The organism is Ascidiaceihabitans donghaensis (assembly GCF_900302465.1).
In the GTDB taxonomy this organism is placed as follows: domain Bacteria; phylum Pseudomonadota; class Alphaproteobacteria; order Rhodobacterales; family Rhodobacteraceae; genus Ascidiaceihabitans; species Ascidiaceihabitans donghaensis.
Genome location: NZ_OMOR01000001.1, coordinates 1,392,588 through 1,418,700, shown reverse-complemented (window position 1 = coordinate 1,418,700; position 26,113 = coordinate 1,392,588). Strand labels below are relative to the sequence as shown.

Here is a 26,113-nt window from a genome sequence, read left to right as displayed (position 1 = left end):
TCACAGCTTGGAACTGATCACTCCGGTCGCGAATCCACCCTGCCGCAATTCTCCAAACAGGCGTTGGTATTCAATCTTTGGACACCGGTTTTGGATCACCGCGACACCGCGCGCTTGTGCCAATGCCGCGGCCTCGGCGTGTTCAACGCCAATCTGCATCCATATTGTTTTCAGGTCGGGAAAACACGCCAATGCTTCGTCTACGATCGCGGGCACAGCTTCAGAGCGGCGGAAAATATCAATCATATCAACCGGTTTCTCGATGTCACTCAGGGTTCCGACAACCGTTTCACCCAAAAGTGTCTTGCCGGCATGACCGGGATTTACAGGCACGATGGTGAACCCTTTCAACCCAAGATACCGCGCCACAAAATAACTGGGGCGCACTGGGTTCATCGACACCCCCACAATTGCAATGCGTTTGGAGCTTTGCAGAACAGTCTTCAAAAACGAGTCAGTGTAAGTCATGAAGAATCTCTACACATAAAATCACGCAGAAAAAAGCGCCCACAGGCCGAAGCCCGGGGCGCATAAAGTGCGGAACGAGGGACAGTAGTGCACCTGCGGGTGTTCCAATCCCGCGTGCTGTAAATTGCACATATGATGTTTTGTGCGCCTTAAAAGACCCTCGACGGATTGTGTGAACAAAGCGCTAATTTTCGGCGGGTTTTTGCCGAAATTCTCAAGCGCGAAATGCACTAATCAAAAATATCCTCAACAAAATCAACGGCCTCTTCGAGAAAGTCTTTGAAAAAGCCCTTACGCTTTTTTGACTTCTTCTTTTTGGGCGGCTTTTTCTCGGGTTTGTGCGACTTAACAGGTTTCGGCGACCGCACCGCACTGGGCCGCACCAATTCACGGTCGCCCATCTTGACCATTGGCAAGCGTTTCAGATCATGCAAGGGTGCACCACAACTGCTGCACATCAACTCGTGCCGCCCGGAGTTTTTCAACACCAGCGCCGCGCGTGTGCCGCAATAACAGCATGTCATAATCTTTGTTGGAAAGCCCAAATACCTGTCTCCTAGCCCCTGCTCTGAGACGCATATAGGGCCAAAGCTGCAGCATTTGAGACGTTAAGCGATCCAAATGCACCAGATGCGTCAATCCGCACCAACATATCGCATGTTTCTTTGGTCTTTTGACGCAATCCTGGCCCTTCAGCCCCCAAAACAAGCGCAACGGGGCGGTCCTGAACACCGTCCACGGCCGCTTCGATGGTTTTATCGGCCTCGCCATCCAGACCCAGCACCAGATATCCCATGCCCTGCAATGCCACGATGGCATCCGACAGATTGCGCACCCGCAAATAGGGCTGGCGTTCCAACGCGCCACTGGCCGTTTTCGCCAAAGCCCCTGTTTCGGGGGCCGAATGGTGGCGCGTGCCAATCACGGCGGATGCACCAAGCACTTCAGCCGATCGCAAGATCGCACCTACATTGTGCGGATCGGTCACGCGGTCCAACAAAATCAAACGCGGCGCTTCTCGCCCGATGGCCACATCGTCCAGACGCCCCCAATCCAGCGGCTTGACCTCTAACGCGGCCCCCTGATGCACGGACCCCGGATCAAGCGGCGCGTTGAATTTGCGCGGATCGACCAACTCGGGAGTCATTCCCGATGCCGCAATCGCATCTTCCAGCTTGTTTTGTGCATTCAGCGTCACAATCAAACGCAACCGCTTGCGCGCGGGGTTCATCAAAGCATCGCGCACCGCATGCAAACCAAACAGCCAAACCGTCTCGTTCGCTTGCGCTTTTTTGCCCTGTTCTTTCTCAACAACCCACTTTGGTTTTTTCATAAAATGCACCTTTGTATTGATGCCACGCCACGTATGCGCATTTCGCGCAATTTCCGTCTTGACGGGCCTTTAGGTCGCTTGTAATCACGCCCTCACGTCAGACGCAACGCGTTAGACAGTGGGCGACAGGCCGCAAGGTGTGGCAGGGGACTGTAACTCCCTCGCGGAGACGCACGCCTGGTTCGATTCCAGGGTCGCCCACCATTTTCTAAGTATTTGAAAGTTAACAATAAAAACTTTCCCGCCCCGACGCAAATGTATCGATTGCGCATGGGCAAAAACTTCTCATCTCAAGGCAAGTTCGGATATTTCAAAATCATTGCAATATGTTACCAGCATGATCCACGTGTTCAGGCATCGTCCCTGCTCTCACGGGCTTCTAGTTTCCTGAGGCTTCATCAAAATGCGCACGTGCGGTGTCGATTGTCGACAGATTACCAAGCGCCCAGTGGCCCAATGCGACAACGGGTTCCCGGAATGACTCTCCCAACGGCGTTAGGTTGTATTCGACTTTTGGCGGAATCGTCGGGTGGTACCTGCGATTGACCAGACCGTCGCGCTCAAGCTCCTTCAAGGTGAGGCTTAGCATGCGCTGTGAGATACCCAAGTTTCGCTTTAACTCATTAAAACGAAGCGTCCCGTACTCGGCCAGCGATATGACAACGAGAACACTCCAGCGATCACCGACACGCGAGAGGACTTCGTTGATACGTTTGCAATCAGGGCATCGCTCTGCGTCAAGCATGTTGGTTCCTTTCGTGTGACCGAGGTTCATTTTTGTGCCTTCTTGCAGCTGGCATGGGTTCCGAATACATCGTAAGTAACAAAAGTATACCGCACCCCATGAGTGCCAGCAACAGGAACGTTCCCATGACCAAAAGCACCCTTATCGAACAGTTGAATTGGCGCTATGCGACCAAAAAAATGGACCCTAGCAAATCTGTTCCACAAGAAAAGTTGGACACGATCATCGAGGCTATCCGCATGGCCCCTACATCAAGCGGCACCCAGCCCTTTGAAGTGGTCGTTGTGACCAATAAGGCCGCGCGGGAAAAAATCCAAAAAGCCGCAGGCGATCAGGGCCAGATTACAGAGGGTTCTCACCTTTTGGTCTTTGCGGCCTGGGATAACTACACGTCTAACCGGATCGACGAAGTTGTCGATCTCAACGTTGCAGCGCGTGGTGACCTGCCAATGTTGCACGCCTACTACGACAACCTGAAAAGCAATTATGTTCCTCGTGACGCCGAGGTGAACTACGCCCATGCAGCCCGCCAAGCCTATATCGCATTGGGTGTGGCCCTCGTTGCTGCCGCAGAACAAGAAGTCGACAGCACCCCGATGGAAGGGTTTGACCCTGCCCAAGTCGACGACATTTTGGGCTTGAAAGAACGAGGCCTACGCTCTGTTGTCTTGCTGCCCTTGGGGTATCGTGACGAAAGCGGCGATTGGTTGCTGCCAATGGGAAAAGTGCGCAAATCCCGCGACACCATCGTCACAGAGGTCAACTGATATGAGCATTCTTCGCAAACTTTTCCGTGCCTCGCCGACGCCAACATCAGATGGCGCATTTAGCCCGTCACCCCTGGCAATCAAGCTGGGGACATCTTCGACAACGAACTATGACGGCGGCGACTACGACACTCGATACAAAGGCGACACATCAAAGGTGCTGATGATCTGCACCCAAGAACGCAACATGACGATGGCGAACGGCAAGAAATTCTCGACCGGCAACCATCCCGTCGAAATGGGGCTGCCCATGTTGCACCTCATCAACGCCGGGTTTGAAATTGACATTGTGACGCCGACGGGCGCACCCGTCGCAATCGAAATGTGGGCAATGCCTAACGATGACGCAGATGTGCAAAAACTATACCGCGACTATGCGGATGCGTTCGCAAACCCAGGTAGTCTTGCCGAATTCGTTGCCAACGACATGACCGACGTTGCGCCCTACGCCGCCGTCTACATCCCAGGTGGCCACGGTGCCATGCTTGGATTGCCGGATAATGCCGATGTAGGCAAAGCTCTGCATTGGGCGCATAATCAGGGCCTGTACACACTCGCACTTTGCCACGGACCAGCCGCCCTGTTGGCGGCAAAAGATGAAGATGGCTTCTTGTACTCGGGCTACAAAATGACGGTCTTTCCTGATTCAGTGGACAAACAAACCCCAATGATCGGGTATCTGCCCGGCCCTATGCCGTGGTGGGTTTGCGAGAAACTGAACGCGTTGGGCGCACAAATCATCAACAAAAAGGCAGACAATTCATGCCATGTTGACCGCCGTTTGATCACCGGTGCAAGCCCACAAGCAGCCAATGATTTCGGAAGATTGGCGGCGATTACTTTACTGGCTAGCTCAACGGCAGCGTAGCGAACAGCATAACGCTTTCTAAACTTCGATCCCGGGTTTGCCTTTGGTGGGCGCACTCGCGGACCGAGGCGAAGAATAGAAGTAGTGGCTTCGATACATCTTGACTACTTCTCGATACAATCTGAGCATTCAGCAAGACAAAAATAACATTAATATTTTGATTTTATAAGATAAAATACGTCATGGCGAAGCATGCTAAATTCGATTCCAGGGTCGCCCACCATCTCTTAAACAAACTGAACAGCTGTCTATGACTATCTCTGCTTAGTCGGCGAACCCTCTCCAAATCGAGCGGTGCGGCGCAATGCGGCTAATATGCCCGCAAACAATCGTCTAGGGTCAGGACCCTAGGGGCCAGTCGCTTCATCATAAGTTGCGCGGGCCGCGTCGATGGTCGACAAATTTCCAAGCGCCCATTGCCCGAGGGCCGCAACAGGTTGGCGAAACGATTCTCCCAAGGGGGTCAGGTTGTATTCCACCTTGGGCGGAATGGTCGGATGGTATGTGCGGTTGACCAGGCCATCGCGCTCAAGTTCTTTTAGCGTCAGGCTGAGCATCCGTTGCGAGATGCCCAAATTACGCTTTAATTCATTGAAGCGCAGCGTTCCGTATTGGGCCAGCGAAATAATGATCAGAACACTCCAACGGTCCCCGACACGCGAAAGCACTTCGTTGATACGTTTGCAATCGGGGCAACCCTGTTCGTCTAGCATGGTGGTTCCTTCTTTGTGACCAAGGTCCATTTTTGTGCCTTCTTGCGACCCATGTCGGTTCTGAATACATCGTTAGTATAAAATGTATACCGCACACACCCTGTGCCAGCAATAGGACTGTTTCTATGACAAAAAGTACCCTGATCGAGCAATTGAACTGGCGCTATGCCACCAAAAAGATGGATCCCGCCAAATCTGTCCCACAAGAAAAGCTGGACATCATCCTTGAGGCCATCCGGATGGCCCCAACGTCAAGCGGCACGCAGCCCTTCGAGATCATCGTGGTCACCAATCCCGACGTTCTGGCCAAAATCCAAACGGCGGCTGGTGATCAGGCACAGATCACGGAAGGATCGCATCTGTTGGTCTTTGCAGCGTGGGACACCTACACGGCAGACCGCATCGATGAAGTGACCGATCTGAACGTGGCTGCGCGCGGCGACTTGCCGATGTTGAACGCCTACTATGACAATCTGAAAAACAATTATGTGCCACGTGACGCCGAGGTGAATTACGCCCATGCCGCCCGCCAAGCCTATATCGCGTTGGGTGTCGCCCTTGTCGCTGCCGCGGAACAAGAAGTCGACAGCACCCCGATGGAAGGGTTCGATCCAGCCGCAGTGGACGATATTCTGGGCTTGAAGGCACGTGGGTTGCGCTCTGTTGTCTTGCTGTCCTTGGGGTATCGTGACGAAAGCGGCGATTGGTTGTTGCCAATGAAAAAAGTGCGCAAGCCAGCCGAAACTATCGTCTCTCACGTTGATTGAGTTTCCATAAAATCGACAGCGGCCGGGCCGAAAGCATGCCCGGTCGCCTTAAACGTCGCGCCCGCCCTTTGCGCGGTATGCCTTCAAAACTACGTCAGCGATTGCAATATCCTGGGCTGCGATCCCTGTCAGGTCGGCGATGGTGATGTGACCCGGGCTTTTGCGTCCCGTTGCAGCTTGCAACAATACCTGCCCAAGCTCCAAAACGTCCTGCCCCGCGATCAGGCCCTGAACTGCTGCATGGGACATTTCCCCGTGATCCAGGCATTGCGCAGCCAAATCCACCACCCGCAGATCAGCACGTGCCACCAGATTGACATCCAGTTCTTGTTTGCCCGGCGCATCTGCCCCAACAGCGGTGATGTGAGTGCCTGCACTGACCCAATCGCTTTGAAACAATGGCTTCGTTGATCCTGTGGCCGTCACAATGACGTCGGCACTGCGCACCGCCGTCTCAAGATCGGACACAGAACGCACAGCAAACCGGCCCCCGAGCTTATCTGCCAGCTGCGCGGCTTTGGATGCGGACCTGCCCCAAACCTCGAAGTTTAAATGGTCCCCCATCACTGCCGCGTGACTTTCGATTTGCCGCATCGCTTGTGGACCAGTGCCCACAATCAGAACCGTGCGACTGTCCGACCGCGCCAAAGCTTGTGTGGCGATGGACCCCGCAAGACCGGTGCGCATGTCCGTCATTACCATCTCATCATGCAAAATTGCCTGAACCGCGCCAGTCGTGGCAGACAGAACCAAAGACATCCCGTTGCCTGTGCCGCCTTCTGTTTCTGCGTTTTGTGGAAAACCCGTCGCAATTTTGATCACAAAGTCAGGCTTGCCCTGCATGTGACCGTATTTGATGTGGCAATCCCCCGACACCTGCGGAAATGTAATATGCCCGACCGGGGGCAGATTTACCTCACCACGGCTTGTGGAACAAAAAGCATCACGGATGGCAGTAGCCGCCGCAGGCAAATAGATTAGGTCTTCGATTTGGCGTCGATCCAAGATAATCATAAAGTGTTGCCCTTTCCTGAAAGCCCTTCTGATAATGCCCACATTGCCTGACTTTCGCCTAGAGACCCATTTTGCAAAATGGGAATTCAAAGCCCGCTATCATATGACGGCATCAGATGCCGAAAGCCTGTCTTTGCGTGATTTACTGGCGATGGCCACCCCGCAAGAACGCGAATCCTTTGAGGGCATGTGGCTGGGATACACCGAAACCTACGGCGCACCCGACCTGCGTGAAACCATCGCCACCACATACCAGCGCCAGACTGCGGATGACATTTTGTGTTTTGCCGGGGCCAGCGAAGGCATCTTTGCCGCCAACAACGTGATCCTTGACCAAGACAGCCACGCCATTGTTGTCACACCAAATTATCAAAGCCACGAAACCCTGCCCCTTGCCATTTGTGACGCCACAGGCGTGCCATTGGACCCCGACGACAACTGGTCTTTGGACATTGACCGCATCAAAGCCGCCATTCGGCCCAACACCCGTCTGGTCACAATCAACTTTCCGCACAACCCGACCGGCGCCATTTTGCCATTGGACCGCTATACCGCGTTGGTTGATCTGTGCCGCATCCACGGCATCTACATCCTGCACGACGAAATTTTCAACGGCTTGGGACCGTCCGACGCCACACATTTGCCCTTCATCGCCGACATCTATGAACGCGGATTGTCTTTGGGTGTGATGTCCAAGTCCTATGGTTTGCCGGGGTTGCGCATCGGATGGATCGCCTGTCAGGACCATGATGTCCTGTCCAAGATGGAAAGGATGAAACACTATCTGTCGATCTGCAATTCTGGTCCAAGCGAACGTCTGGCGCAAATCGCGCTGACACACCGCGCCGCCTTGCTGCAACGCAACTGCCAGATCGTGGATGAAAACCTGCCCAAGTGGGACGCCTTCTTTGCACGTCATCCCGATCTGTTTGACTGGCACCGCCCGGGTGGGGCCTGCATGGGCTTTCCCAGATACAAAGGGCCGGAAGGCGCGCAAGAGTTCTGCCGCGCCCTTGTCGAAGACAGTGGGGTTCTGTTTTTGCCCAGCGCAATATACCGCTCTGACCTTGGCCCCACCCCCACAGATCGCTTTCGGTTGGGGTTCGGGCGCAAAGGTCTGGATGAAGGTTTGGCGGCACTTGAAGCACATGTGATGAAAAATAAGCCAAACTAGGCCCGCACAAGCGCAAATCTGACCACAAATTTCTACCCGCACGGCCATCGCCCTGCTAGCATTGCATGGAACGGCAATATGCAACGCGGGACGGATCATATGGAAACAGCGGAACTGATCGTGGCTTTGGCACGTGTTTGGGGCTGGGTTGGCGCGGCTGTGGCCTTGGCATTCCTGACGATCGGCATCGACCGTATCGACGCGGACGCGCAAGGCGCTTATGTGTTCCGCCCCTTGCTGATCCCCGGTATCTTGTTGCTGTGGCCTTTGGTCTTGTGGCGCTGGTGGCAAATCGAGACCTCCGCCACCGGTTGGGCCGCGCGGTATCGCCCCGTGCGCCGGGCACATGGCATGGCCGCAATTGCCATGTGCGCAGGGTTGGCCTTGATCCTGGTCTTTGGCCTAAACGCCCGTCAAAGCTGGCCCGTTGACACCCCCCCTGTCCAACTAAGCGCAGGATCAAACCCATGAGCGTCAAATATATCCCCGTTCAATGGAACAAAAACAAATGGCGCTACAATGCTGTGATGCTGGCGGGCGTTGCGGCGTTTCTGGTGCTGTTCATTTACGTCACACCCGGTGTCCTGAACCACGACCGCGCCATCACACCGCAAATCCACAACGCCCGCGCCTTTGGGGCCTGTGCCTTCATCATGCTGACGGTCATTTTATGCATAGGGCCGATGGCCCGGCTGGATCGCCGGTTTTTGCCGCTTTTATACAACCGCCGCCACTTTGGCGTTATGACCACCTTTGTGGCGCTGACCCACGCAGGCTACGTCGTGAACTGGTATTTTGCCTTCTCTGCGACCCCGAAATTTGAAGCCGTTCTGTCGGCCAACACGTCCTTCGGGCAGCTTGCCGGTTTCCCCATCGAAGCGTTGGGGCTGTTTGCGTTGTTGTGCTTGTTGGTGTTGGCCACAACCAGCCATGATTTCTGGCTGAAATTCTTGACGCCGCCTGTGTGGAAGCGCCTGCATTACCTGATTTATGCCGCCTACGTCGCCATCGTAGCCCATGTGACCTTGGGGGTATTGCAAGACCAGCAGAACCACCTTTTGACCTTCATCGTGATCGCAAGTGCGGCCTGCGTAGGGGGCACCCATTTGGCAGCTTGGCGGATGGACGCCGCTGAAACGCGCCTACAGGCCAGCGACGCATGGGTCACAATCGGTGATGTGGCGCAGATGCGCGAGGGCTATGCAAGGATCGGACTGTTGCCTGATGGTGATCGCGTTGCGGTGTTTTTGCTGGAGGGCAAACTGAGCGCCATTTCCAATGCCTGCGCCCATCAGAACGGACCTTTGGGGGAAGGCAAAATCATTGCCTGCCTTGTGACCTGCCCCTGGCACGGGTTTCAGTACGATGTGCTGTCGGGCCGATCCCCTGCCCCTTTCACAGAAATGGTGCCCACCTACCGTGTGCGGGTGCAAGACCGGGCGGTGCAGGTGCACCCGGATGCCAACCCACCGGGCACGCATGTTGATCCTATACCGTTGGCCGCAACGCCAGAACCGGAGGTTATGACATGAAACCCAAACCGTTTTTTGTCGGCTACTTTCCGATCCCGAAAGCCTTACGGATGTTTTTGCTCTGTGCCGCGTTGTTTGTGGTCACGCTGATGGCCGCCATGGGCTTTGTGATGGGCGCAGTTCAAGACGATCCCGGCCCCGGCGCCTACCGCTTTGACTATGGCCGCCAAACGGTCACAGGCGTTGTCGAACTGACGCCCTATCCCTTGTTGCATGTAACGCAAGGCAACGACCGCATCAAAGCAGGCGATACCTTGATGATGTCCGCGGGGGGCAAAGCCGGCGTCGATGCTCGCGCCGTGTCCCTTGATGGCCAGATGGCGCAGGTGTCAGGCGTGGTGCTGGAACGGGGCAGCTTGAACATGTTGCAACTGCGCGGCGGTCGAAATGGCATGCAAGCGGCCAAAGGCACAAGCCGTGCGCCCGCACCCGTGGATGAAGGCCGTTGGAAACTGACCGGAGAGATTTGCGACGGCAAATGCGTGGCGGGTTCCATGCGGCCCGGGCGTGGATTGGCACATAAAGCCTGTGCAAACCTGTGTTTGCTGGGGGGGGTACCGCCGGTATTTGTGTCTTCGCAACCTGTTTTGGACAGCGAATTTTTGCTGATTACCGGTCCCGACAACACCCCCCTACCACCTGCAGCCTATGACGCGGTGGCGCAGTTCATTTCTGTCGAAGGCCACATCACGCGTCGCGGCAGCCTGCTGGTCTTTGCCATCGACACAGACACATTGGAGCTGGTGCAATGATGCGACGTCTGGTGGCTTTGTCTGTGGTTGCATGTCTTGCGATTGCGCTTTTTTATGTATCGCGCTTCTGGTTTTTGGACCTTTGGGGACGCCCGGGCCTGTTTGGCTTCGCAGAACTGCCGGCGCGCGGCGGGCTTTTGGCAGGATGGTTGCGCGGCACGGTGTTCGCCCCCTTTGAGCTGTTGATCTGGGGCTGCGGCGTATTTTTGGTGCTGACATGGGCCGAAAAACTGTTTGCGCGGTTCAAACGCGGCAAAGACGAGCTTTAGGGGATTAAGATGGCGCCTCGCTCAAACCTCGCCTCGTCCACGGTCAAATCATCATAGGTCACACGGACAGACAGGTTTGCAACGGACTGCAAGGCAAAGACGGCATAAGGCAATCCGTCGCTGTCTGTCACGCTGTTGGGTTGCGCTGTGCCAGAGTGACATGCAGGCATGGGCCAAACCGCAAAGCCCGCGTCGTTGACGGACACTTCAATCTGCGCAAGCCCGCAGCGCCATGCCCAAAGATGGGTGACATAGACCAGATCCTGCCCGTCCCATTCGCGCACAGCAATCCAGTTGCCCCGCGTGGCGTTCAGGATTGGCTTAACTTCCGTGGCCGTGGTGAATTTGCCGGTCGGTGTCTGATCTTCCGCCACCAAAGTGCTTTGGGCCTGCGCTGCGGCGGCAGCCCCCATCCAAAATGCCACAACCGCTACTTTCAAACCCTGCATATCGCCCTCATTCAAATCTTACCGCTAAATCGCTTTTTTCGCGGATCATTCCACCCTATACTCTTCCACAAAAAAGAGGCTTAGGGCAGCATGGCACGAAAACCTGGCAAACAACAGAATTTCAACGTGGTGGTCGTCGGGCAATCCGGGCGCCTTGGCTATGAAGCCGTGCTGTTTGCGGCATCTCTGCGCCACCATTGCCCGGATTTCAAAGGCCGTTTGTTGGTGGTAGAACCGCAAGCGGGACCATTGTGGCCCAACGATCCCACAATGAAAGGCCCTGTGCGCGAAGCTTTGGAAGCCTTGGGCGCAGACATCGTGCCGTTTCAGTCGCAGCACTTCGGTGCCGACTATCCCTATGGCAACAAGATCGAGATGTTGCAGGCCTTGCCAAAAGGTGAGCCGTTTGTGTTTTTTGACACGGACACTCTTGTGACGGGTGATCTGACAAAAGTGCCGTTTGACTTTTCACGCCCCACTGCGTCCTTGCGCCGCGAAGGCACATGGCCCCATCCGCCCCTTTATGGCCCGGGATACAGCGGCATCTGGAAGGCGCTATACGACCGCTTCGATCTTGATTTTGAAAGCAGCCTCGATCTGTCAGAACCGGATGAATACTGGAAGCGCTATTTGTACTTCAACGCAGGCTTTTTCTTTTACACCTGCCCCCACGCATTCGGCGCCGTTTTCTTGGAATATGCGCTGAGCGTCAAAAACGATGTGCCCCCTGAGCTGGCCTGTCAGGAACTTACCCCCTGGCTGGATCAAATCGTTTTGCCTTTGGTTATTCACAAACTTGGTGGCGGGCGCGACACCCTGCCCCAAGGGCTGTTGGATGGTGCCGTCACATGCCATTACCGTCTGTTTCCGCTGCTTTACGCGCGTGAAAGCGATCAGGTGATCGAGGCACTGGAAACAGTCGCCGCCCCCAACAAGATCAAGAAAGTCCTAAAGACCTACGATCCGATCAAACGCACTGTCTATCAGGGGCGGGGTCACAAGGTGCGGGCGTTGTTTGATCAAAACAACATGCCGCGCCGTGAACAGGCCATTCGCAACAAAATCAAGTCTGAAGGCTTCTGGATGCGTTAAGCCGAAACGATGTTCTGCTTTGAGCTACCTTAACAGAACAAACACGCCATCTGCGCCCACGACAAGGCCGTTGGACTTGTACCCTCTTGGCCCTTCCCGTACCCCTGTGCGCAACTGATGTAATCCAATGGAGACCCAAGATGACCGACGGCCCGACATATGGCTTCGACACGTTGCAAATTCACGCAGGCGCACGCCCTGACCCGGCAACCGGGGCACGGCAAACGCCAATCCACCAAACAACGGCTTATGTGTTCCGTGACGCCGACCACGCAGCGGCTTTGTTCAACCTGCAAGAAGTGGGCTTCATCTATTCGCGCCTCACGAACCCTACCGTGGCTGTTCTACAAGAACGCATCGCCACGCTGGAAGGTGGCGTGGGCGGCGTTTGTTGTTCTTCGGGGCACGCCGCACAAATCATGGCGCTGTTCCCCCTGATGGGGCCGGGCCTGAACATCGTGGCTTCGTCGCGCCTTTACGGCGGCACGATCACCCAGTTCAGCCAGACCATCAAACGCTTCGGCTGGGAATGCACCTTTGTGGATTTCGACGATCTGGACGCGGTCAAAGCGGCCATCGACGACAACACACGCGCGGTGTTCTGCGAAGCCATCGCCAACCCGGGCGGCTACATCACCGATCTGGATGCGATTTCCGCCATCTCTGACGACGCAGGCATTCCGCTGATCGTCGACAACACCTCTGCCACACCGTACCTGTGCCGCCCAATTGAACACGGTGCGACGCTTGTGGTGCATTCCACCACCAAATACCTGACAGGCAACGGCACGGTCACAGGCGGCTGCGTTGTGGATTCGGGCAAGTTTGACTGGTCCGCCAACGACAAATTCCCGTCGCTGAGCCAACCGGAACCTGCCTACCACGGTCTGAAGTTCCACGAGACCTTCGGCCCGCTTGCCTTCACCTTCCACGGCATCGCCATCGGTCTGCGCGATTTGGGCATGACCATGAACCCCCAAGCCGCGCACTACACGCTGATGGGCACCGAAACCCTGTCCTTGCGCATGGAACGTCATGTCGAGAACGCCGAAAAAGTCGCAGCATGGCTCGAAAAAGACCCGCGTGTCGATTACGTCACCTACGCTGGCCTGAAGTCATCGCCTTACCATGACCGTGTGAAGAAGATCTGCCCCAAGGGGGCGGGTGGTTTGTTCACCGTGGCGGTCAAAGGCGGCTATGATGCATGCGTGAAACTGGTCAATGCGCTGGAAATTTTCAGCCACGTTGCCAACTTGGGCGACACGCGGTCTTTGATCATCCATTCGGCGTCCACAACGCACCGTCAGCTGACAGTCGATCAGCAACGCGCGGCCGGGGCCGCCCCCGAGGTCGTGCGGATTTCCATCGGCACCGAAGATGCCAATGACCTGATCGCGGATCTGGATCAGGCGCTGAGCAAAGCCAGCAGCTGATCGTCCACGCCGATCAGCACATCATGGTGCACTTGAAAAACACATTAACGCGCCGCTCTTTTCTTGAGCGGCGCGTTGCTCTATCTTAGGACTGACGCACACGCGCCAACCTTGGTTAGAACAGGCTTAACAGCAACACTCATGACGCCCAAATTCGCGCTCTCATTGTCTTATGACGGCATCCGTCTGGCTTATCGGGCCAATGACGGCTGGCAAACTGTGGGCGACGTGGCCTTCGATACCGCCGATCTGACAGGCGCATTGGAGGATTTACGCGCACAGGCCGAAGATATCGCACCGGGCAATGTGGCGTGCAAACTGATCATCCCCGACGATCAGATCAAGTTTCTAGCATTGGATCACAGTGCCAATAGCAGTGCGGATGACACGGCCCGCGCCGCACTTGATGGCGCCACACCCTACGCTGTGGAAGACCTGGCATACGACGTCAGCACCACAAAGCATCAGATTTTTGTCGCAGCCGTCGCCAAGGAAACACTGGCCGAAGCGCATGCTTTTGCAACCGAACATAAATTCAATCCCGTCAGCGCCGTCGCACAACCCGACGCCACCGCTTTTGTCGGTGAGCCTTTTTTTGGGCCGACGGGAGATGCACAAGACATCAATCGCTACGATGATCTGGTCATCATTACAGGGCCTTACATTGCTCCGGCACCAGCGGTCGTAGAAACCGTGGAAGAAGACATCCAGCCTGCGCCCACGAAGCCGGATGTTGATGTATCTGCCTCTGTTTCACAGCAACCCCCGGTGGACGATGGTGAGCTGCTGACCAAACGACCCGATGACATTGCGGCGGCATCCGGTGCCGAAACGCCCCAAACCGCCACATCCGCTGCTTTGGATGATGATAGTCCCGCATCAAATGCCGACAAAAACCCGCAAAACGCGCCGCTTGCCGTTGGGTTTGCCAGCCGACGCGCCCCATCCAGTGGCGCCCCATCACTTGCGGGCGTTGCGCGCGACGACGTGCCCGCGACAAAAGCGCAAGTCGCAAAGCCGGTTCCCGACGCCGCCCCCCAGTCAAAAGCGCCGCAAAAACCCAAAGTCGATGTCGTCGCAGCGACCATCCCGATTGAAGACGACACATCTGCAACCGCCAGCGCTGGCGGTGCCGCTTCCACCGCTGCTGCGTCTACAGCCAAGCAGGCCATGCGGTTTTTAAGCAGACGCAAACCTGCAAAAACCGCACCACCGGTCGCAAAAGCTGCACCCGTTGCAGCTGCCATAGCGACCGCGCCGACATCCGAAGCACAGCGCCTAACCGTTTTCGGTGCCCGAAAATCCGACCCGATTGTCGTGGGTGGAAAGCCACGGTTTTTGGGATTGATTCTGACGGCCACATTGCTGGTGTTTCTGGCAGGTGTCGCAGCCTGGGCCACAGTGTTTATGGATGACGGCCTGGCCCGGTTCTTTGGCAAAGACACACAAACCCCAACTTTGGCCGCACCTGCCGAAATCATACCACAAGACGCCACCACAGAAGACGCAACCACAGTTGTGGCATCGCTGGACCCCACGCTTAGCCCTGAAGATGCGGCTGTGCTGGATGCCTTGCAAGACCCTTTGCCCGAACCCGAACTGGACCAACCTGACCTAAGCCTTGCCGAACAAGAAGCGCGCTACGCAGTCACCGGCATTTGGCCCGTCGCACCCTCGACCCCTGAACCTGCAAGTCTGGTGTCTTTGGATGACCTGTATGTCACCGGCATTGATCCCTTAAGCCCTGCGCAAGACGCTGTGGCGTTGCCGGATGCGGCCTCTTACCAATCCGATCTGGCCTTAGCAGCCGTTCCCGCGCCCGCAGCAGCAGGCACCGCATACACGTTAGACGATCGCGGATGGGTTATCCCGACACCCGAGGGGGCTGTGACCCCGGACAATGTCACTGTTTATCTTGGACGCCCTCCCGTTGTGCCGCCAACCAGACCTGCCGCACCCGAAGCGGCACCAGAAATTGACGTTGCAACGGCAGCATTGGCAGGGTTTCGCCCCAAATCACGCCCCTCTGATCTGGTTGAAAACACCGAACGTTCCAATTTGGGCGGTGTAACCCTGTCGGAGCTGGGCGGATTGCGTCCGCGTTTGCGCCCCGGCGTGCAGCGGACCACCGAGGAACAGGAAATTGAAGACGCGCCGGAGGTGATCGAAAATCCGCTGGCGACCGCGACCAAACTGGCAACAGCCGCCTCTGCGCGCCCCGACACGCGGCCTCGTAACTTTGCCAGAATTGTTGCCCGTGCCCGCCAGAAACAAGCGGACGCGCCTGCGGCCGAAACAACGCGTGTGGCTGCCGTCGCGCCACGCACCGTGACGCCAAAAATCCCCACAGCGGCCAGCGTGGCCAAGGAAGCCACCGTGCGCAACGCAATCAATTTGGGTCGCGTCAATCTGATCGGTGTGTCTGGCAAACCGTCCAGCCGCCGGGCGCTGGTACGTTTGGCCAATGGCCGTATGAAACCGGTTAAAGTTGGCGACCGCATCGACGGGGGGCGTGTCACCGCTATCGGGGATGCCGAACTGCGCTATCAAAAAGGCAGCCGCAATTTGGTTCTGAAAATGCCCAAAGGTTAGGATCATAACCTAACCTCCACAAAAAAGGCGCAGATCACACTGCGCCTTTTTTGTTTTTGATTGGCGGCCGGTCTTATCCCGCTGCAACCTCTGCGTTGATCTCACCATTGTCGATCTGTTCTTGTTCGATGCTTTCAAACAAAGCTTTGAAGTTCCCTTCCCCAAAGCCATCGTCGCCTTTGCGCTGGATGAATTCGAAAAAGATCGGGCCAATCACGGTTTTCGAGAAGATTTGCAGCAGGATTTTTGTCTCGCCGCCGTCCACGACCCCTTCGCCGTCAATCAAAATTCCATGGGTTTTCATCCGGTCTAACGGTTCGTCATGGCCCACAACACGCGATTTGCTCAGGTCATAATAGGCATCGGGGGGGCCCGGCATAAACTTCAGCCCGTTTTCGGCGATGATGTCCGTGCTGTTGTAAATGTTATCCGATCCCACTGCGATGTGCTGGATGCCTTCGCCTTTGTATTTTTTCAGATAGGCCACGATTTGCCCCGTCTCGCCACGGTCCTCATTGATGGGAATACGAATGCGACCACAGGGCGATGTCAGCGCACGACTGAGCAACCCGGTAAATTTGCCTTCGATGTCAAAAAAGCGGATTTCCTTGAAGCCAAACAGATCGCCGTAAAAATGGAACCATGTGTCCATGTTCCCTTTGTGGACGTTATGCGTGAGGTGATCGAGATAGAAAAACCCGACGCCTTGCGGCTTTGACTGTGCGATCCAGTCGTATTCGTCGTTGTAAGGCGACGTGTCGAAATATTGGTCCACAAAATAGATCAAAGACCCGCCAATGCCTTCGATGGCCGGCACATCCAACACTTTGCCGTGGCCTGTGTAGGGCGTGGCCCCTTTGGACACCGCATGATCAAAAGCGTGTTGGGCATCCCGCACCCGCCATCCCATCGACGGGGCGCATGGGCCGTGATCCGCGATGAACCCATCCGCAAAACTGTCTTTTTCCGCATTCAAAACATACGTAATGTCGCCCTGCTGCCAAAGCTCGATGGCTTTGGTTTTGTGGTTGGCCACATGTTCGTACCCCATGCGCGAGAACAGATCGCGCAATTCTTGTGGTTCGGGGTGGGCAAATTCGACAAATTCGAACCCGTCTGTGCCTGCAGGGTTTTCTGCGGTGATTTCGGCGCGCGGTGCGCTGTGCGGGAAAGGACCCATGTGTGCGTCTCCAAGAATGCAGCGGTGTTTGATTGCGAGGATACGGCTAAAACGATGCGCAGTGTGCGCAAAGTGCAGCGCATGGATGGACAAATATGCGCCAACTGTGCAAATATTACCAAAAAATCAAAAAAGCGACGCATCATGCTGGACCCCACTGACCGCGCCCTACTGGCAGCACTGCAAAACGACGCACACTCAAGCGCAGGCCAGCTCAGCGAAATGCTGCATTTATCGGCCAGCCAAATCAGCCGCAGACGGCAACGACTAGAGACGGAAGGGTTCATTCAAGGCTATACTGCAAAGGTCGATGCGACGCGGATGGGTTTAAGTGTGCAAGGCTTTGTACAGGTGCATTTGGCCACGCATGGTCCTGACAATTCAACCAGCTTTGCGCGGATGGTTGATCTGCGTCCAGAGATCACCAGCGCATGGACAATGACCGGCGATGCGGATTATCTTCTAAGGGTCTACTGTGCCGATCTGGCCGCGCTGAACACCTTGATCCATGACGTTTTGCTACCCCACCCTGCTGTGGCACGGGTGCAGAGCCAAATTGTGATGGACCAGTTGAAACGGGATGGGCCGCTGCCAACAGGGTGACGCCCGCAATATAAGGAAACCCCATGGAAGGGTTCTTTTACCAAGCCTCGATCTATCTTGCCGCCGCTGTCATAGCCGTACCCATCGCCGCCCGTTTGGGGCTTGGGTCTGTGCTGGGATATCTGGCCGCAGGAATCGTCATCGGACCTGTGTTGGGCTTGGTGGGTGCTGAAACCAAAGATCTGCAACATTTTGCAGAGTTTGGCGTCGTGATGATGTTGTTCCTGATCGGGTTGGAGCTGGAACCACGCGCGCTCTGGGACATGCGGCACCGGCTACTCGGGCTTGGGGGCATGCAAGTGGTCCTTAGCACAGCGGCTTTGATGGGTGTCGCCATGGCGTATGGCCAACCCTGGGGCACCGCGCTTGCCATTGCGTTGTCCCTGTCTTTAAGTTCGACCGCGATTGTCCTGCAAACCCTGTCCGAAAAGGGTCTGATGCAAACCAACGGTGGGCGGTCGGTGTTTTCCGTGCTGTTGACCCAAGACATCGCGGTCATCCCGATCCTTGCGTTTTTACCGCTTTTGGCTGTGACTGTGCCGGCGCAGGTTAGCCCGGACGGATCTATTCACCGCCTTGCCGTTGAAGATCACGGTGGTGGCCACCATGCCGCCGCCATGAGCCTTGTGGAAGGTCTGCCAGCTTGGGGCGTGACCGCTGTCACGATAGGCGCTGTGGCGGCTGTGATCTTTGTGGGGGTGTTTCTGACGCGGCCCGTGTTCCGCTTTATTCACGCGGCCCATCTGCGCGAGATGTACACGGCATTGGCCCTGCTTATTGTGGTTGGTATTTCATTCCTGATGACGCTTGTGGGCCTGTCTCCGGCTTTGGGTGCGTTCATTGCGGGTGTCGTTCTGGCATCCAGCGAATTCAGACACGAACTGGAATCCGACCTTAACCCCTTCAAAGGTCTGTTGTTGGGGTTGTTTTTTATCACCGTGGGGGCAGGCATCAACTTTGCGCTGCTCTTTTCCAACGCACCTGCCATCATAAGCATGGCATTGTTGGTGATATTGCTGAAAGGCCTGATTTTATGGGTGCTGGGCCGCGCCTTTAAACTGAAAGGCCGCGATCATTGGTTGTTTGCGCTTAGTTTGGCACAAGCGGGGGAATTCGGATTTGTCCTTGTTGGGTTTTCAGCATCGCAATCCGTGATTTCACCGGGTGTGGCTGATACGTTGTTGCTGGTCATTGCTTTGTCGATGTTGATTACGCCACTTTTGTTCATTTTGTACGAGATGATCAGCCGGTCTATGAAGGACACTGCCACCGATCACGAAGCTGACGAGATCGACGAAGAAGGCCCTGTAATCATCGCGGGGATCGGGCGGTTCGGACAGATTGTGAACCGGCTGGTTCAGGCATCCGGTTTCAAAACCGTAGTTCTGGACCATAATATGGAAACCATCCAGCTGATGCGCCGCTTCGGGTTCAAAGGCTTTTTGGGCGACCCGACACGCCCTGACATCCTACATGCCGCCGGTTTGGATCAGGCGCGGGTGCTGGTTGTTGCTTTGGACGACAAGGCCGCCGCCATTCGTTTGGTGGAAGTGGCGCGTAAGATCAGACCTGATCTGCACATCGTGGCCCGCGCCTATGACCGCAGCCACACCTACCGCCTGTATCAGGCAGGTGCCAACGACATTGTGCGCGAAATGTTCGACAGCTCTTTGCGGGCGGGCCGGTATGTTCTGGAAAACATTGGCCTCAGCGAATTTGAAGCGGCAGAAGCTGAAAAGGTGTTCTATCACCATGACCGCGAAGCTGTGAAAGAGCTTGCGGCCCTTTGGAAGCCCGGTGTGTCAGCGGCTGACAATGAAGCGTATGTGGCCCGCGCAAAAGAGCTGCAAAAGGATTTGGAGACGGCGTTTCTGGCCCAGACAGACGAGCGCAAAAAAGCCTGACGGCCACGGTCGGGTGCGCCAAGGCGCACCTTACCAAAAAACCGCAGGCCTCCTGCTATGCGTCCGACACGCCTGCCTCTGCAAAGGTGGCCATTCCGCTATGGCAGGCCACAGCCCCTTGCAAGACGCCAATCGCAAGTGCCCCACCAGACGCCTCGCCCAATCGCAGCCCAAGCTGCAACAAAGGTGCCTTGCCCAAAGCCTGCAACATGCGTGCGTGGGCCTGTTCGTCGCTTTGGTGCCCTGCGACTGTATGATCCAATGCGCCCGGATGTGCCTTTTCAAGGCAGGCGGCCGCAGCCGTGCAAATGAAGCCGTCAAGGATCACAGGAATGCGCAATGTACGCGCCCGTAAAATCGCCCCCGCCATAGCCGCCAGTTCGCGCCCGCCCAAGGCCCCCAGCAGCGCCAAACCGTCGCCCGCCGCACTGTGCAGGGCCACGCCGTCGGCCACAACTTTGGTTTTTGCATCAAGTGCCGCACCGGCCACGCCCGTGCCTGCGCCCGTCCAATCGGACGCATCCCCCCCGAACAATGCGTGCCCCAAAGCCGCGGCAGATGTTGTGTTGCCGATGCCCATTTCGCCTGTCACCAACAGGTCTGCATCCACATCAACCGCGTCCCAACCCGTTTGAAGGGCAGCGCATAGCGCGTGTTCGGACATTGCAGGCCCTTGGGTGAAATCCTCCGTAGGTGTGTCCAGCGACAACGCATGCACATCCATCTTCGCACCAAACGTCTTGGCCAACTGGTTGATAGCGGCCCCGCCATGTTGAAAGTTCAACACCATCTGTTCCGTCACTTCAGGCGGAAAGGCAGAAACCCCCCGCGCCGCGACCCCGTGGTTGCCCGCAAAAACAATGATCTGTGGAGACGTGATGACGGGCCGGTCCGTGCCCCGCCATCCGGCATACCAGATCGCCAAATCCTCAAGCCGGCCCAAAGCGCCGGGGGGTTTTGTCAACTGTCCGTTGCGCGCTTCGGCCCCCGTGATCGCATCCGCATGCGCCCCCGGCAGTGCCACCATTACATTGCGCACATCCGTCAATGTCTTGAATATCGCAGTCATTCTAGATCCTATCGCTTGCCAGAGGCTTTGCGCCTGTTTACCCAAAGCCACAGCCCCTGCAACAGTTGAAAAAGGCGCAGATATGCAAAAAAGCGACCCTTCACGATCTGTGTTCTGGCAAGCCATCGCTGCTGGTGCGCTTTTGACGCGCCTTCCCTTGCCACATGCCCCGGACGAAGTGTTCCGCTACCAGGCACGCACAGTTTGGGCCTATCCTGTCTGGGGGGTGGTTCTTGGGTTCTTTGGAGTGGCAATCGCCTTGGCCGCACTGTGGTTGACAGGCTTGCCACTGGTTGCCGCGATCGCGGGCCTTGGCGCTGCCATGGTGATGACCGGTGCCATGCACGAGGACGGGTTGGCTGACAGCTTTGACGGATTGTGGGGCGGTTACACCCCCGAGCGACGTCTGGAGATTATGAAAGACAGCCACATCGGCACATACGGCGTTTTAGCTTTGGTGTTCAGCTCCGGCGCACGGGCTGTGATGATCGCCCCCCTGCTTGTGACGGCCCCGGTGGCCGTGATCGCGGCCATGAGCCTGTCACGCGCGATGATGCCCGTGGTCATGGCCGCCCTGCCCCACGCACGGCGCACAGGATTGTCACACAGTGTTGGCCAACCTGTCGTTTTTGCGGCAATGCTGTCGGTGGTTTTGGGCGGATGCATCTCAGTTATCCTCACAGGATGGGTGGGATTTGTGGCGGCGCTGATGGCCGGCCTCGCCAGCTATGGTGTTATCCGCGTGGCGCGGGCGAAGATCGGCGGGCAGACCGGCGACATCGTCGGGGCCACGCAGATCATCACGGAATTGGTGATTTTAGGCGCTATGGTGTCTGCCTTCACCAGCCTGTAACCCAAAGGCAAGACATGAAAAAACCCACGCTTGAAAGCCAAGCATGGGTTGTGTCGATATTAGAATTTGCAATCCGCTGACGCTTAGGCCGCAATACGGCTTTGCAAGACATCACCGATTTGTTTGGCGGCTGCCAGTTCGTCGCCACCGGCCACAGCGGACACTTCGCGTGTCAGACGTTCAAGGGCTGCTTCGTACAGCTGACGTTCCGAATAGCTTTGTTCACGCTGGTCATCGGTGCGGTGCAAATCACGGACCACTTCAGCGATGGCAATCAGATCACCGGAGTTGATTTTTTGTTCGTATTCTTGCGCACGACGTGACCACATGGCGCGTTTGACTTTGGCTTTGCCTTTCAGCGTCTTCATGGCATGGGCAATCACGTCAGGCGAGCTGAGGGCGCGCATGCCAATTTCAGTGGCCTTGTTTGTCGGGACACGCAGGGTCATCTTGTCTTTTTCAAAAGAAATCACAAACATTTCCAGCGAAAACCCTGCGACTTCCTGCTCTTCTACAGACACGATCTGGCCAACGCCATGTGCCGGATAAACCACAAATTCATTTGGGCGAAAGTCGAGCTTCTTCGATTTGGTCATTCATTTTCCTCTTGGGACATATGGCCTGTCAAAACAGTCAAAACCGCATGTACCCGAAACGCTTGGGTTTCGGCATGACGCGCGGGATTTCAGGTGATGTTGATAGGTGATCCAGCTTTTAGATCACGCAAAGGCCAATTCCGTTCTTTGGTTACAGCATAGACCATACCACAAAAATGACCCTAACGAAAGCTGACCTGAGGTTAACTTCCGCAAAATTTAGAAAAATCGGATCATTTTCAGCGCGTTATTGGCTGTTTTGCCCGCCACCACCGCAACCTTCAGGTGATTCGCTTATCCACCCTCACCAGGTGTTTCCGAAAAGTACTTCTCAAGCTTGCCTTGTTCGCCGTCACGCTCTTCGGCGTCTGGCAACGGGTCTTTCTTGGTGATGATGACCGGCCACATCTCGGAGTACTTGCGATTAAACTCAACCCATTTTTCCATGTCAGGCTCTGTGTCGGGACGGATCGCATCTGCCGGGCACTCGGGTTCACACACACCGCAGTCGATGCATTCATCGGGATGAATGACCAACATGTTTTCGCCCTCATAGAAGCAGTCCACAGGACAGACTTCGACGCAGTCGGTGTATTTGCAGGCAATGCAGCTGTCGTTGACGATATAGGTCATGAAGGCTCACTCATGTATCAAATGTTAGACAGTCGCTAAATGAAATGGCGCAATCATTCAAGACGGTCAAAGGTCTGAGATTTCAAAAGGTCCGCTTTACGGCGATCACGTTTTGTTGGGCGACCTTTTCCCTCATAGCCCGGATTTTCGGGTGGTTTGTCCTCGGGCTTGGGCGGTGGCGGGGACAGGTCGGTATACAGATCTTGCGCTTCGGTGGCCGGACCACGCCGTGTGCCCAAGGCGTCGATCTGGATCACCTTTACGTTTTTGCCAATCACAAAGGTCAAAACATCCCCCGGCGATATGGTCGTGGCGCGTTTGGTGACGGGTTCGGCGTTGACACGAATGTCCCCCGCCCCGACCTTGTTGGCCGCCAATGAGCGGGTTTTGAAAAAGCGCGCGAACCACAGCCATTTGTCCAGCCGTAACTTTTCGCGCGCTTGATCCATCACTTGTCGTTTTTGAGGCCCATCAAGGCCGCTGCAAACGGGTTATCGGGGTCGATGGCTTTTTCCTTCTTGGGCGGACGTGCCGAGAAGGATTGCTGCGCTTTGCCACCCGGCTTGCCCTTACCACGTGGGCCACCCTTGCCTTGCGGTTTGCCACGGCCTTTGCCTTGGGGCTTGTCGCCTTGACGTTGCTGCGGACGGTTGCCGCCACGCGCGGGCTGGCGGCCCCATGTGAAGGTGTAGAACACTTCCATCTCCGGGGCGGCACCGGCGTCTGCAGGGGTGCCAATTTCGGCCTCGGCAGCGGCGACATCGGGGATCGCGGCAGACACTTCCGGATCTGCGGCAGGTTCCGCCGCGATGGGGGCTGTACCCTCATCGGCAATCTGACCCACAGGCGCAGGATCGGGCGTTTGCGCGTCTGCTTCGGCCGGTGTCACAGGTGCGGCAATGGCGGCGTCCACGGCTTTGACCTTTTCGCGTTCGCCTTTTTCCGCCTTGTATCCCAATCCGGCCATAAGGTCGGAAAACTGTTCCAGCGTCATGCCCGTGATCGACAACATGTCTGCTTTGGCTTCAAAGCCGCCGCGCGAATCCTCTGACCGCAGCATGTCCGCCAGACGTTCCAGCATATCGATGCGAATGGCACGCGTGCCCGCATTGCGGTATCCCGACATGGTATCGGACCCTGCGGCAGCGTCCGCTTCAACCGGGATTGTCACCAATCCGGGTGGGGGCGATTCCGGGAAGATGTCCAACCCTTTGTGCAAAGACCACAGCACCAGACGCAGGCGTGTCGGTGCGGGTTTCAGCAACAAGGGCATAAAAATGGTGAATTGGCCAAAGCGAATGCCGTGCTTGCGCAGCGCACCACGGGCGTCTTGATCCAGTGCCTTTACGTCATCGGCCACAGTCGCACGGGGCAGAACGCCCAGACCCTCGACCATCTGAAAGGCGAAACCACGGGCCAGCCCCGTCAATTCTTCGTCACGGCTTAGGTTCAAAAGCGGTTCAAACAGGGCAGCAACCTTGCGGTCGATGAAATGCTGCAAACGGCGTTGAACCTTCTGGGTCACATCAGGGCCTGCCACCTCGTCGACAAACACCTCGACCTGAGGCTTCATCGCATCGGCGCCAGCCACAAGCTTGCCCACAGCATCTTTGCCCCACATGAGGCCACCTTGTTCGGTGAAATCAATTTCGGTATCGGGGGCATTGTAGAAACGATCCGCCCGCAGATGGAAATGCGGTGCCAACGCTTGCAGCGATGCCGTTTTGATCGTTTTGGCCTCAGCCGCCCCTGCGCCTTTGTCCTGGCTAAAGCGGAACCCGTCCAGCTTGCCTACAAATTCGCCCTCAATGGTCACTTCACCAGCGTCGTTTACGTCTGCCACTATGGCTTCCTTCTGTCCCAACCGGCGCAAAAGCACGGATGTGCGCCGGTCTACAAATCTTTGGGTCAAACGCTCGTGCAGCGCGTCCGACAGTCTGTCTTCTACGACACGTGTCTCGCCACGCCAATGGCTTTCGTCGTCCGTCCACCCTTTTCGCTGTGCGACATAAGTCCACGTGCGGATAAACGCCAATCTTTTGCTAAGCGCATCAATGTCCCCGTCGCTGCGGTCGATGCGTTTGATCTGACGCGCCAACCAGTCATTGGGCAACGTGCCGCTTTGGTGGAGGTAGTTGAAGATGGTTGCCGCCAAATCGCTATGTTCACCGTGGCTGATGCCCCGAAAATCAGGGATACGGCAGACATCCCACAGCAGTTTGATAGATGTCCCGTCAGACGCACGCGCTGCGACTTCGGTAATCTCGGAAAGGGTTTTTAGCGTTTTTAAATCATCCGCTTCGCGTGCTTTGACCAGCCGTTCATGATCGGCTGGCGCTTCCAGTGACCGGATCAAATGATCAATAGATCCGAATTTCAGTGCATGATTGCGGTAGTTCAATTTGGATTGTGGCGTAAAGCGGTGGTCCATGATCGCTTGCGCCATGCCGTCGTCCAAAGGCCGCGCATCCCCCGTCACACCAAATGTGCCGTTTTTCATTCCGCGCCCGGCGCGGCCCGCAATTTGCGCAAGCTCGTTCGGAGCCAAGGGGCGCATGCGGCGACCGTCAAATTTGGTCGTGGCAGAAAATGCGATGTGGTCCACGTCCAGATTAAGGCCCATCCCGATGGCGTCTGTGGCCACCAGATAGTCCACTTCGCCGTTTTGATACATATCGACCTGCGCGTTGCGGGTACGGGGGCTGAGGGCCCCCATAACAACCGCTGCACCGCCTTTCTGACGACGGATCAATTCGGCAATAGCGTACACATTTTCAACCGAAAATCCTACGATCGCAGACCTTGGCTTCATTCGGCTTATCTTTTTCTGACCAGTATAGGTCAGTTCGCTCATTCTGTCGCGGCGCAGGAATTGTGCGTGCGGCACAAGGTCCGCAATTGCGCCGCGCATCGTGTCAGAACCCAAAAACAGCGTCTCGTGCTGGCCTCTGGCACGCAGCAACCGGTCAGTGAAGACGTGCCCGCGTTCCGGATCAGCACAAAGTTGAATTTCGTCGATGGCTAGAAAATCGGCGCCCATTCCGTCCGGCATCGCCTCAACGGTGCAGACCCAATATTGGGTGCGCGGCGGCACAATGCGTTCTTCGCCGGTCACCAACGCCACAACAGACGGTCCCCGCAACGCCACGATGCGGTCATAGACTTCGCGCGCCAGCAAACGCAACGGCAGACCGATCACACCAGTGCGATGTGCAAGCATGCGTTCGATTGCATATGTGGTTTTGCCAGTGTTGGTGGGGCCGAGCACGGCCACAACACGCCCTTGGGTGGTCACAAGTTCATCCCC

The 26,113-nt window shown here is 56.3% G+C and carries 27 protein-coding genes and 1 tRNA gene; 15 read left to right on the top strand and 13 right to left on the bottom strand.

Annotation, left to right across the window (positions count from 1 at the left end; translation table 11 throughout):
* The 3 genes from ASD8599_RS07075 to rlmB form a co-directional block, all read right to left on the bottom strand.
* Window positions 1-468 (bottom strand): CoA-binding protein, encoded by a 468-nt coding sequence (locus ASD8599_RS07075; protein WP_108827880.1) that lies wholly within the window; start codon window positions 466-468, stop codon window positions 1-3.
* Between the two features lie 230 nt (window positions 469-698).
* Window positions 699-992 (bottom strand): hypothetical protein, encoded by a 294-nt coding sequence (locus ASD8599_RS07070; protein ID WP_181364547.1) that lies wholly within the window; start codon window positions 990-992, stop codon window positions 699-701.
* Between the two features lie 32 nt (window positions 993-1,024).
* Window positions 1,025-1,801: a 23S rRNA (guanosine(2251)-2'-O)-methyltransferase RlmB gene (rlmB, locus tag ASD8599_RS07065; protein ID WP_108827878.1), complete on the bottom strand. Its 777-nt coding sequence runs from the start codon at window positions 1,799-1,801 to the stop codon at window positions 1,025-1,027.
* A gap of 120 nt (window positions 1,802-1,921) precedes the next feature.
* On the opposite strand from rlmB, the gene ASD8599_RS20260 reads away from it, so the two are divergent.
* Window positions 1,922-2,005 (top strand) — tRNA-Tyr (locus ASD8599_RS20260).
* 175 nt (window positions 2,006-2,180) lie between these two features.
* On the opposite strand, the gene ASD8599_RS07060 is transcribed toward ASD8599_RS20260, so the two are convergent.
* Window positions 2,181-2,546, bottom strand: coding sequence for a winged helix-turn-helix transcriptional regulator (locus ASD8599_RS07060; protein ID WP_245925961.1), 366 nt, complete (start codon window positions 2,544-2,546; stop codon window positions 2,181-2,183).
* 125 nt (window positions 2,547-2,671) lie between these two features.
* Between ASD8599_RS07060 and ASD8599_RS07055 the strand changes: the two genes are divergently transcribed.
* Window positions 2,672-3,313, top strand: coding sequence for an NAD(P)H-dependent oxidoreductase (locus ASD8599_RS07055; RefSeq protein ID WP_108827876.1), 642 nt, complete (start codon window positions 2,672-2,674; stop codon window positions 3,311-3,313).
* Between the two features lies 1 nt (window position 3,314).
* The gene (hchA, locus tag ASD8599_RS07050; RefSeq protein WP_181364427.1) at window positions 3,315-4,181 is read left to right on the top strand and encodes a glyoxalase III HchA; all 867 of its coding nucleotides are present in this window, start codon (window positions 3,315-3,317) and stop codon (window positions 4,179-4,181) included.
* A 347-nt stretch (window positions 4,182-4,528) separates the two neighbouring features.
* On the opposite strand, the gene ASD8599_RS07045 is transcribed toward hchA, so the two are convergent.
* Entirely contained in the window at window positions 4,529-4,924 is a 396-nt protein-coding gene (locus tag ASD8599_RS07045; protein ID WP_108827875.1) for a winged helix-turn-helix transcriptional regulator, read from the bottom strand.
* 95 nt (window positions 4,925-5,019) lie between these two features.
* On the opposite strand from ASD8599_RS07045, the gene ASD8599_RS07040 reads away from it, so the two are divergent.
* Window positions 5,020-5,661: a nitroreductase family protein gene (locus ASD8599_RS07040; protein WP_108827874.1), complete on the top strand. Its 642-nt coding sequence runs from the start codon at window positions 5,020-5,022 to the stop codon at window positions 5,659-5,661.
* Between the two features lie 48 nt (window positions 5,662-5,709).
* Here the strand turns inward: ASD8599_RS07040 and ASD8599_RS07035 are convergent, their stop codons facing one another.
* Window positions 5,710-6,675, bottom strand: a complete 966-nt coding sequence (locus ASD8599_RS07035) for an ornithine cyclodeaminase family protein (protein WP_108827873.1) — start codon at window positions 6,673-6,675, stop codon at window positions 5,710-5,712.
* Window positions 6,676-6,709: 34 nt separating this feature from the next.
* Here ASD8599_RS07035 and ASD8599_RS07030 point away from each other — a divergent pair, with 34 nt between their 5' ends.
* The 5 genes from ASD8599_RS07030 (at window position 6,710) to ASD8599_RS07010 (ending at window position 10,402) form a co-directional block, all read left to right on the top strand.
* A complete protein-coding gene (locus tag ASD8599_RS07030) occupies window positions 6,710-7,849 on the top strand; it encodes an aminotransferase class I/II-fold pyridoxal phosphate-dependent enzyme (RefSeq protein WP_108827872.1) in 1,140 nt (379 codons plus the stop codon).
* Between the two features lie 78 nt (window positions 7,850-7,927).
* On the top strand, window positions 7,928-8,320 hold the full coding sequence (locus ASD8599_RS07025) for a hypothetical protein (protein ID WP_245925958.1): 393 nt from the start codon (window positions 7,928-7,930) through the stop codon (window positions 8,318-8,320).
* Window positions 8,317-9,381, top strand: coding sequence for a Rieske 2Fe-2S domain-containing protein (locus ASD8599_RS07020; RefSeq protein ID WP_108827871.1), 1,065 nt, complete (start codon window positions 8,317-8,319; stop codon window positions 9,379-9,381). The genes ASD8599_RS07025 and ASD8599_RS07020 overlap by 4 nt, the downstream gene beginning before the upstream one ends.
* Window positions 9,378-10,133: a hypothetical protein gene (locus tag ASD8599_RS07015; RefSeq protein ID WP_245925956.1), complete on the top strand. Its 756-nt coding sequence runs from the start codon at window positions 9,378-9,380 to the stop codon at window positions 10,131-10,133. Before ASD8599_RS07020 ends, ASD8599_RS07015 begins: the two co-directional genes overlap by 4 nt.
* Entirely contained in the window at window positions 10,130-10,402 is a 273-nt protein-coding gene (locus tag ASD8599_RS07010; RefSeq protein WP_108827870.1) for a hypothetical protein, read from the top strand. Before ASD8599_RS07015 ends, ASD8599_RS07010 begins: the two co-directional genes overlap by 4 nt.
* On the opposite strand, the gene ASD8599_RS07005 is transcribed toward ASD8599_RS07010, so the two are convergent.
* Complete coding sequence (locus ASD8599_RS07005) at window positions 10,399-10,851, bottom strand: hypothetical protein (RefSeq protein WP_108827869.1); 453 nt, start codon at window positions 10,849-10,851, stop codon at window positions 10,399-10,401. The two genes, ASD8599_RS07010 and ASD8599_RS07005, sit on opposite strands and share 4 nt — an antisense overlap.
* A 90-nt stretch (window positions 10,852-10,941) precedes the next feature.
* Here ASD8599_RS07005 and ASD8599_RS07000 point away from each other — a divergent pair, with 90 nt between their 5' ends.
* The 3 genes from ASD8599_RS07000 to ASD8599_RS06990 all read left to right on the top strand — a co-directional run bounded on the left by ASD8599_RS07000 (window position 10,942) and on the right by ASD8599_RS06990 (window position 15,968).
* The gene (locus tag ASD8599_RS07000; RefSeq protein ID WP_108827868.1) at window positions 10,942-11,943 is read left to right on the top strand and encodes a hypothetical protein; all 1,002 of its coding nucleotides are present in this window, start codon (window positions 10,942-10,944) and stop codon (window positions 11,941-11,943) included.
* Between the two features lie 140 nt (window positions 11,944-12,083).
* Complete coding sequence (locus tag ASD8599_RS06995) at window positions 12,084-13,376, top strand: O-acetylhomoserine aminocarboxypropyltransferase/cysteine synthase family protein (protein WP_108827867.1); 1,293 nt, start codon at window positions 12,084-12,086, stop codon at window positions 13,374-13,376.
* A 141-nt stretch (window positions 13,377-13,517) separates the two neighbouring features.
* Window positions 13,518-15,968 carry a hypothetical protein gene (locus tag ASD8599_RS06990; RefSeq protein ID WP_108827866.1) on the top strand — a complete coding sequence of 817 codons (2,451 nt, stop codon included), beginning with the start codon at window positions 13,518-13,520 and terminating at the stop codon, window positions 15,966-15,968.
* Between the two features lie 73 nt (window positions 15,969-16,041).
* Here ASD8599_RS06990 and hppD read toward each other — a convergent pair whose 3' ends face one another.
* The gene (hppD, locus tag ASD8599_RS06985) at window positions 16,042-17,148 is read right to left on the bottom strand and encodes a 4-hydroxyphenylpyruvate dioxygenase (protein WP_108827865.1); all 1,107 of its coding nucleotides are present in this window, start codon (window positions 17,146-17,148) and stop codon (window positions 16,042-16,044) included.
* A 144-nt stretch (window positions 17,149-17,292) separates the two neighbouring features.
* Here hppD and ASD8599_RS06980 point away from each other — a divergent pair, with 144 nt between their 5' ends.
* Both ASD8599_RS06980 and ASD8599_RS06975 read left to right on the top strand, forming a co-directional pair.
* Complete coding sequence (locus tag ASD8599_RS06980; RefSeq protein WP_108830047.1) at window positions 17,293-17,751, top strand: Lrp/AsnC family transcriptional regulator; 459 nt, start codon at window positions 17,293-17,295, stop codon at window positions 17,749-17,751.
* A gap of 23 nt (window positions 17,752-17,774) precedes the next feature.
* Complete coding sequence (locus ASD8599_RS06975) at window positions 17,775-19,655, top strand: monovalent cation:proton antiporter-2 (CPA2) family protein (protein WP_108827864.1); 1,881 nt, start codon at window positions 17,775-17,777, stop codon at window positions 19,653-19,655.
* Between the two features lie 55 nt (window positions 19,656-19,710).
* Here the strand turns inward: ASD8599_RS06975 and cobT are convergent, their stop codons facing one another.
* On the bottom strand, window positions 19,711-20,724 hold the full coding sequence (cobT, locus tag ASD8599_RS06970; protein ID WP_108827863.1) for a nicotinate-nucleotide--dimethylbenzimidazole phosphoribosyltransferase: 1,014 nt from the start codon (window positions 20,722-20,724) through the stop codon (window positions 19,711-19,713).
* Between the two features lie 82 nt (window positions 20,725-20,806).
* Here cobT and ASD8599_RS06965 point away from each other — a divergent pair, with 82 nt between their 5' ends.
* The gene (locus ASD8599_RS06965; protein ID WP_108827862.1) at window positions 20,807-21,577 is read left to right on the top strand and encodes an adenosylcobinamide-GDP ribazoletransferase; all 771 of its coding nucleotides are present in this window, start codon (window positions 20,807-20,809) and stop codon (window positions 21,575-21,577) included.
* Window positions 21,578-21,660: 83 nt separating this feature from the next.
* Here the strand turns inward: ASD8599_RS06965 and ASD8599_RS06960 are convergent, their stop codons facing one another.
* The 4 genes from ASD8599_RS06960 to ASD8599_RS06945 all read right to left on the bottom strand — a co-directional run bounded on the left by ASD8599_RS06960 (window position 21,661) and on the right by ASD8599_RS06945 (window position 26,101).
* Window positions 21,661-22,173 carry a CarD family transcriptional regulator gene (locus tag ASD8599_RS06960; RefSeq protein WP_108827861.1) on the bottom strand — a complete coding sequence of 171 codons (513 nt, stop codon included), beginning with the start codon at window positions 22,171-22,173 and terminating at the stop codon, window positions 21,661-21,663.
* Window positions 22,174-22,467: 294 nt separating this feature from the next.
* Window positions 22,468-22,806: a ferredoxin FdxA gene (fdxA, locus tag ASD8599_RS06955; RefSeq protein ID WP_108827860.1), complete on the bottom strand. Its 339-nt coding sequence runs from the start codon at window positions 22,804-22,806 to the stop codon at window positions 22,468-22,470.
* 53 nt (window positions 22,807-22,859) lie between these two features.
* Window positions 22,860-23,255: an RNA-binding S4 domain-containing protein gene (locus ASD8599_RS06950; RefSeq protein WP_108827859.1), complete on the bottom strand. Its 396-nt coding sequence runs from the start codon at window positions 23,253-23,255 to the stop codon at window positions 22,860-22,862.
* On the bottom strand, window positions 23,255-26,101 hold the full coding sequence (locus ASD8599_RS06945; RefSeq protein WP_245925954.1) for a helicase-related protein: 2,847 nt from the start codon (window positions 26,099-26,101) through the stop codon (window positions 23,255-23,257). The genes ASD8599_RS06950 and ASD8599_RS06945 overlap by 1 nt, the downstream gene beginning before the upstream one ends.
* Window positions 26,102-26,113: the final 12 nt, after the last annotated feature.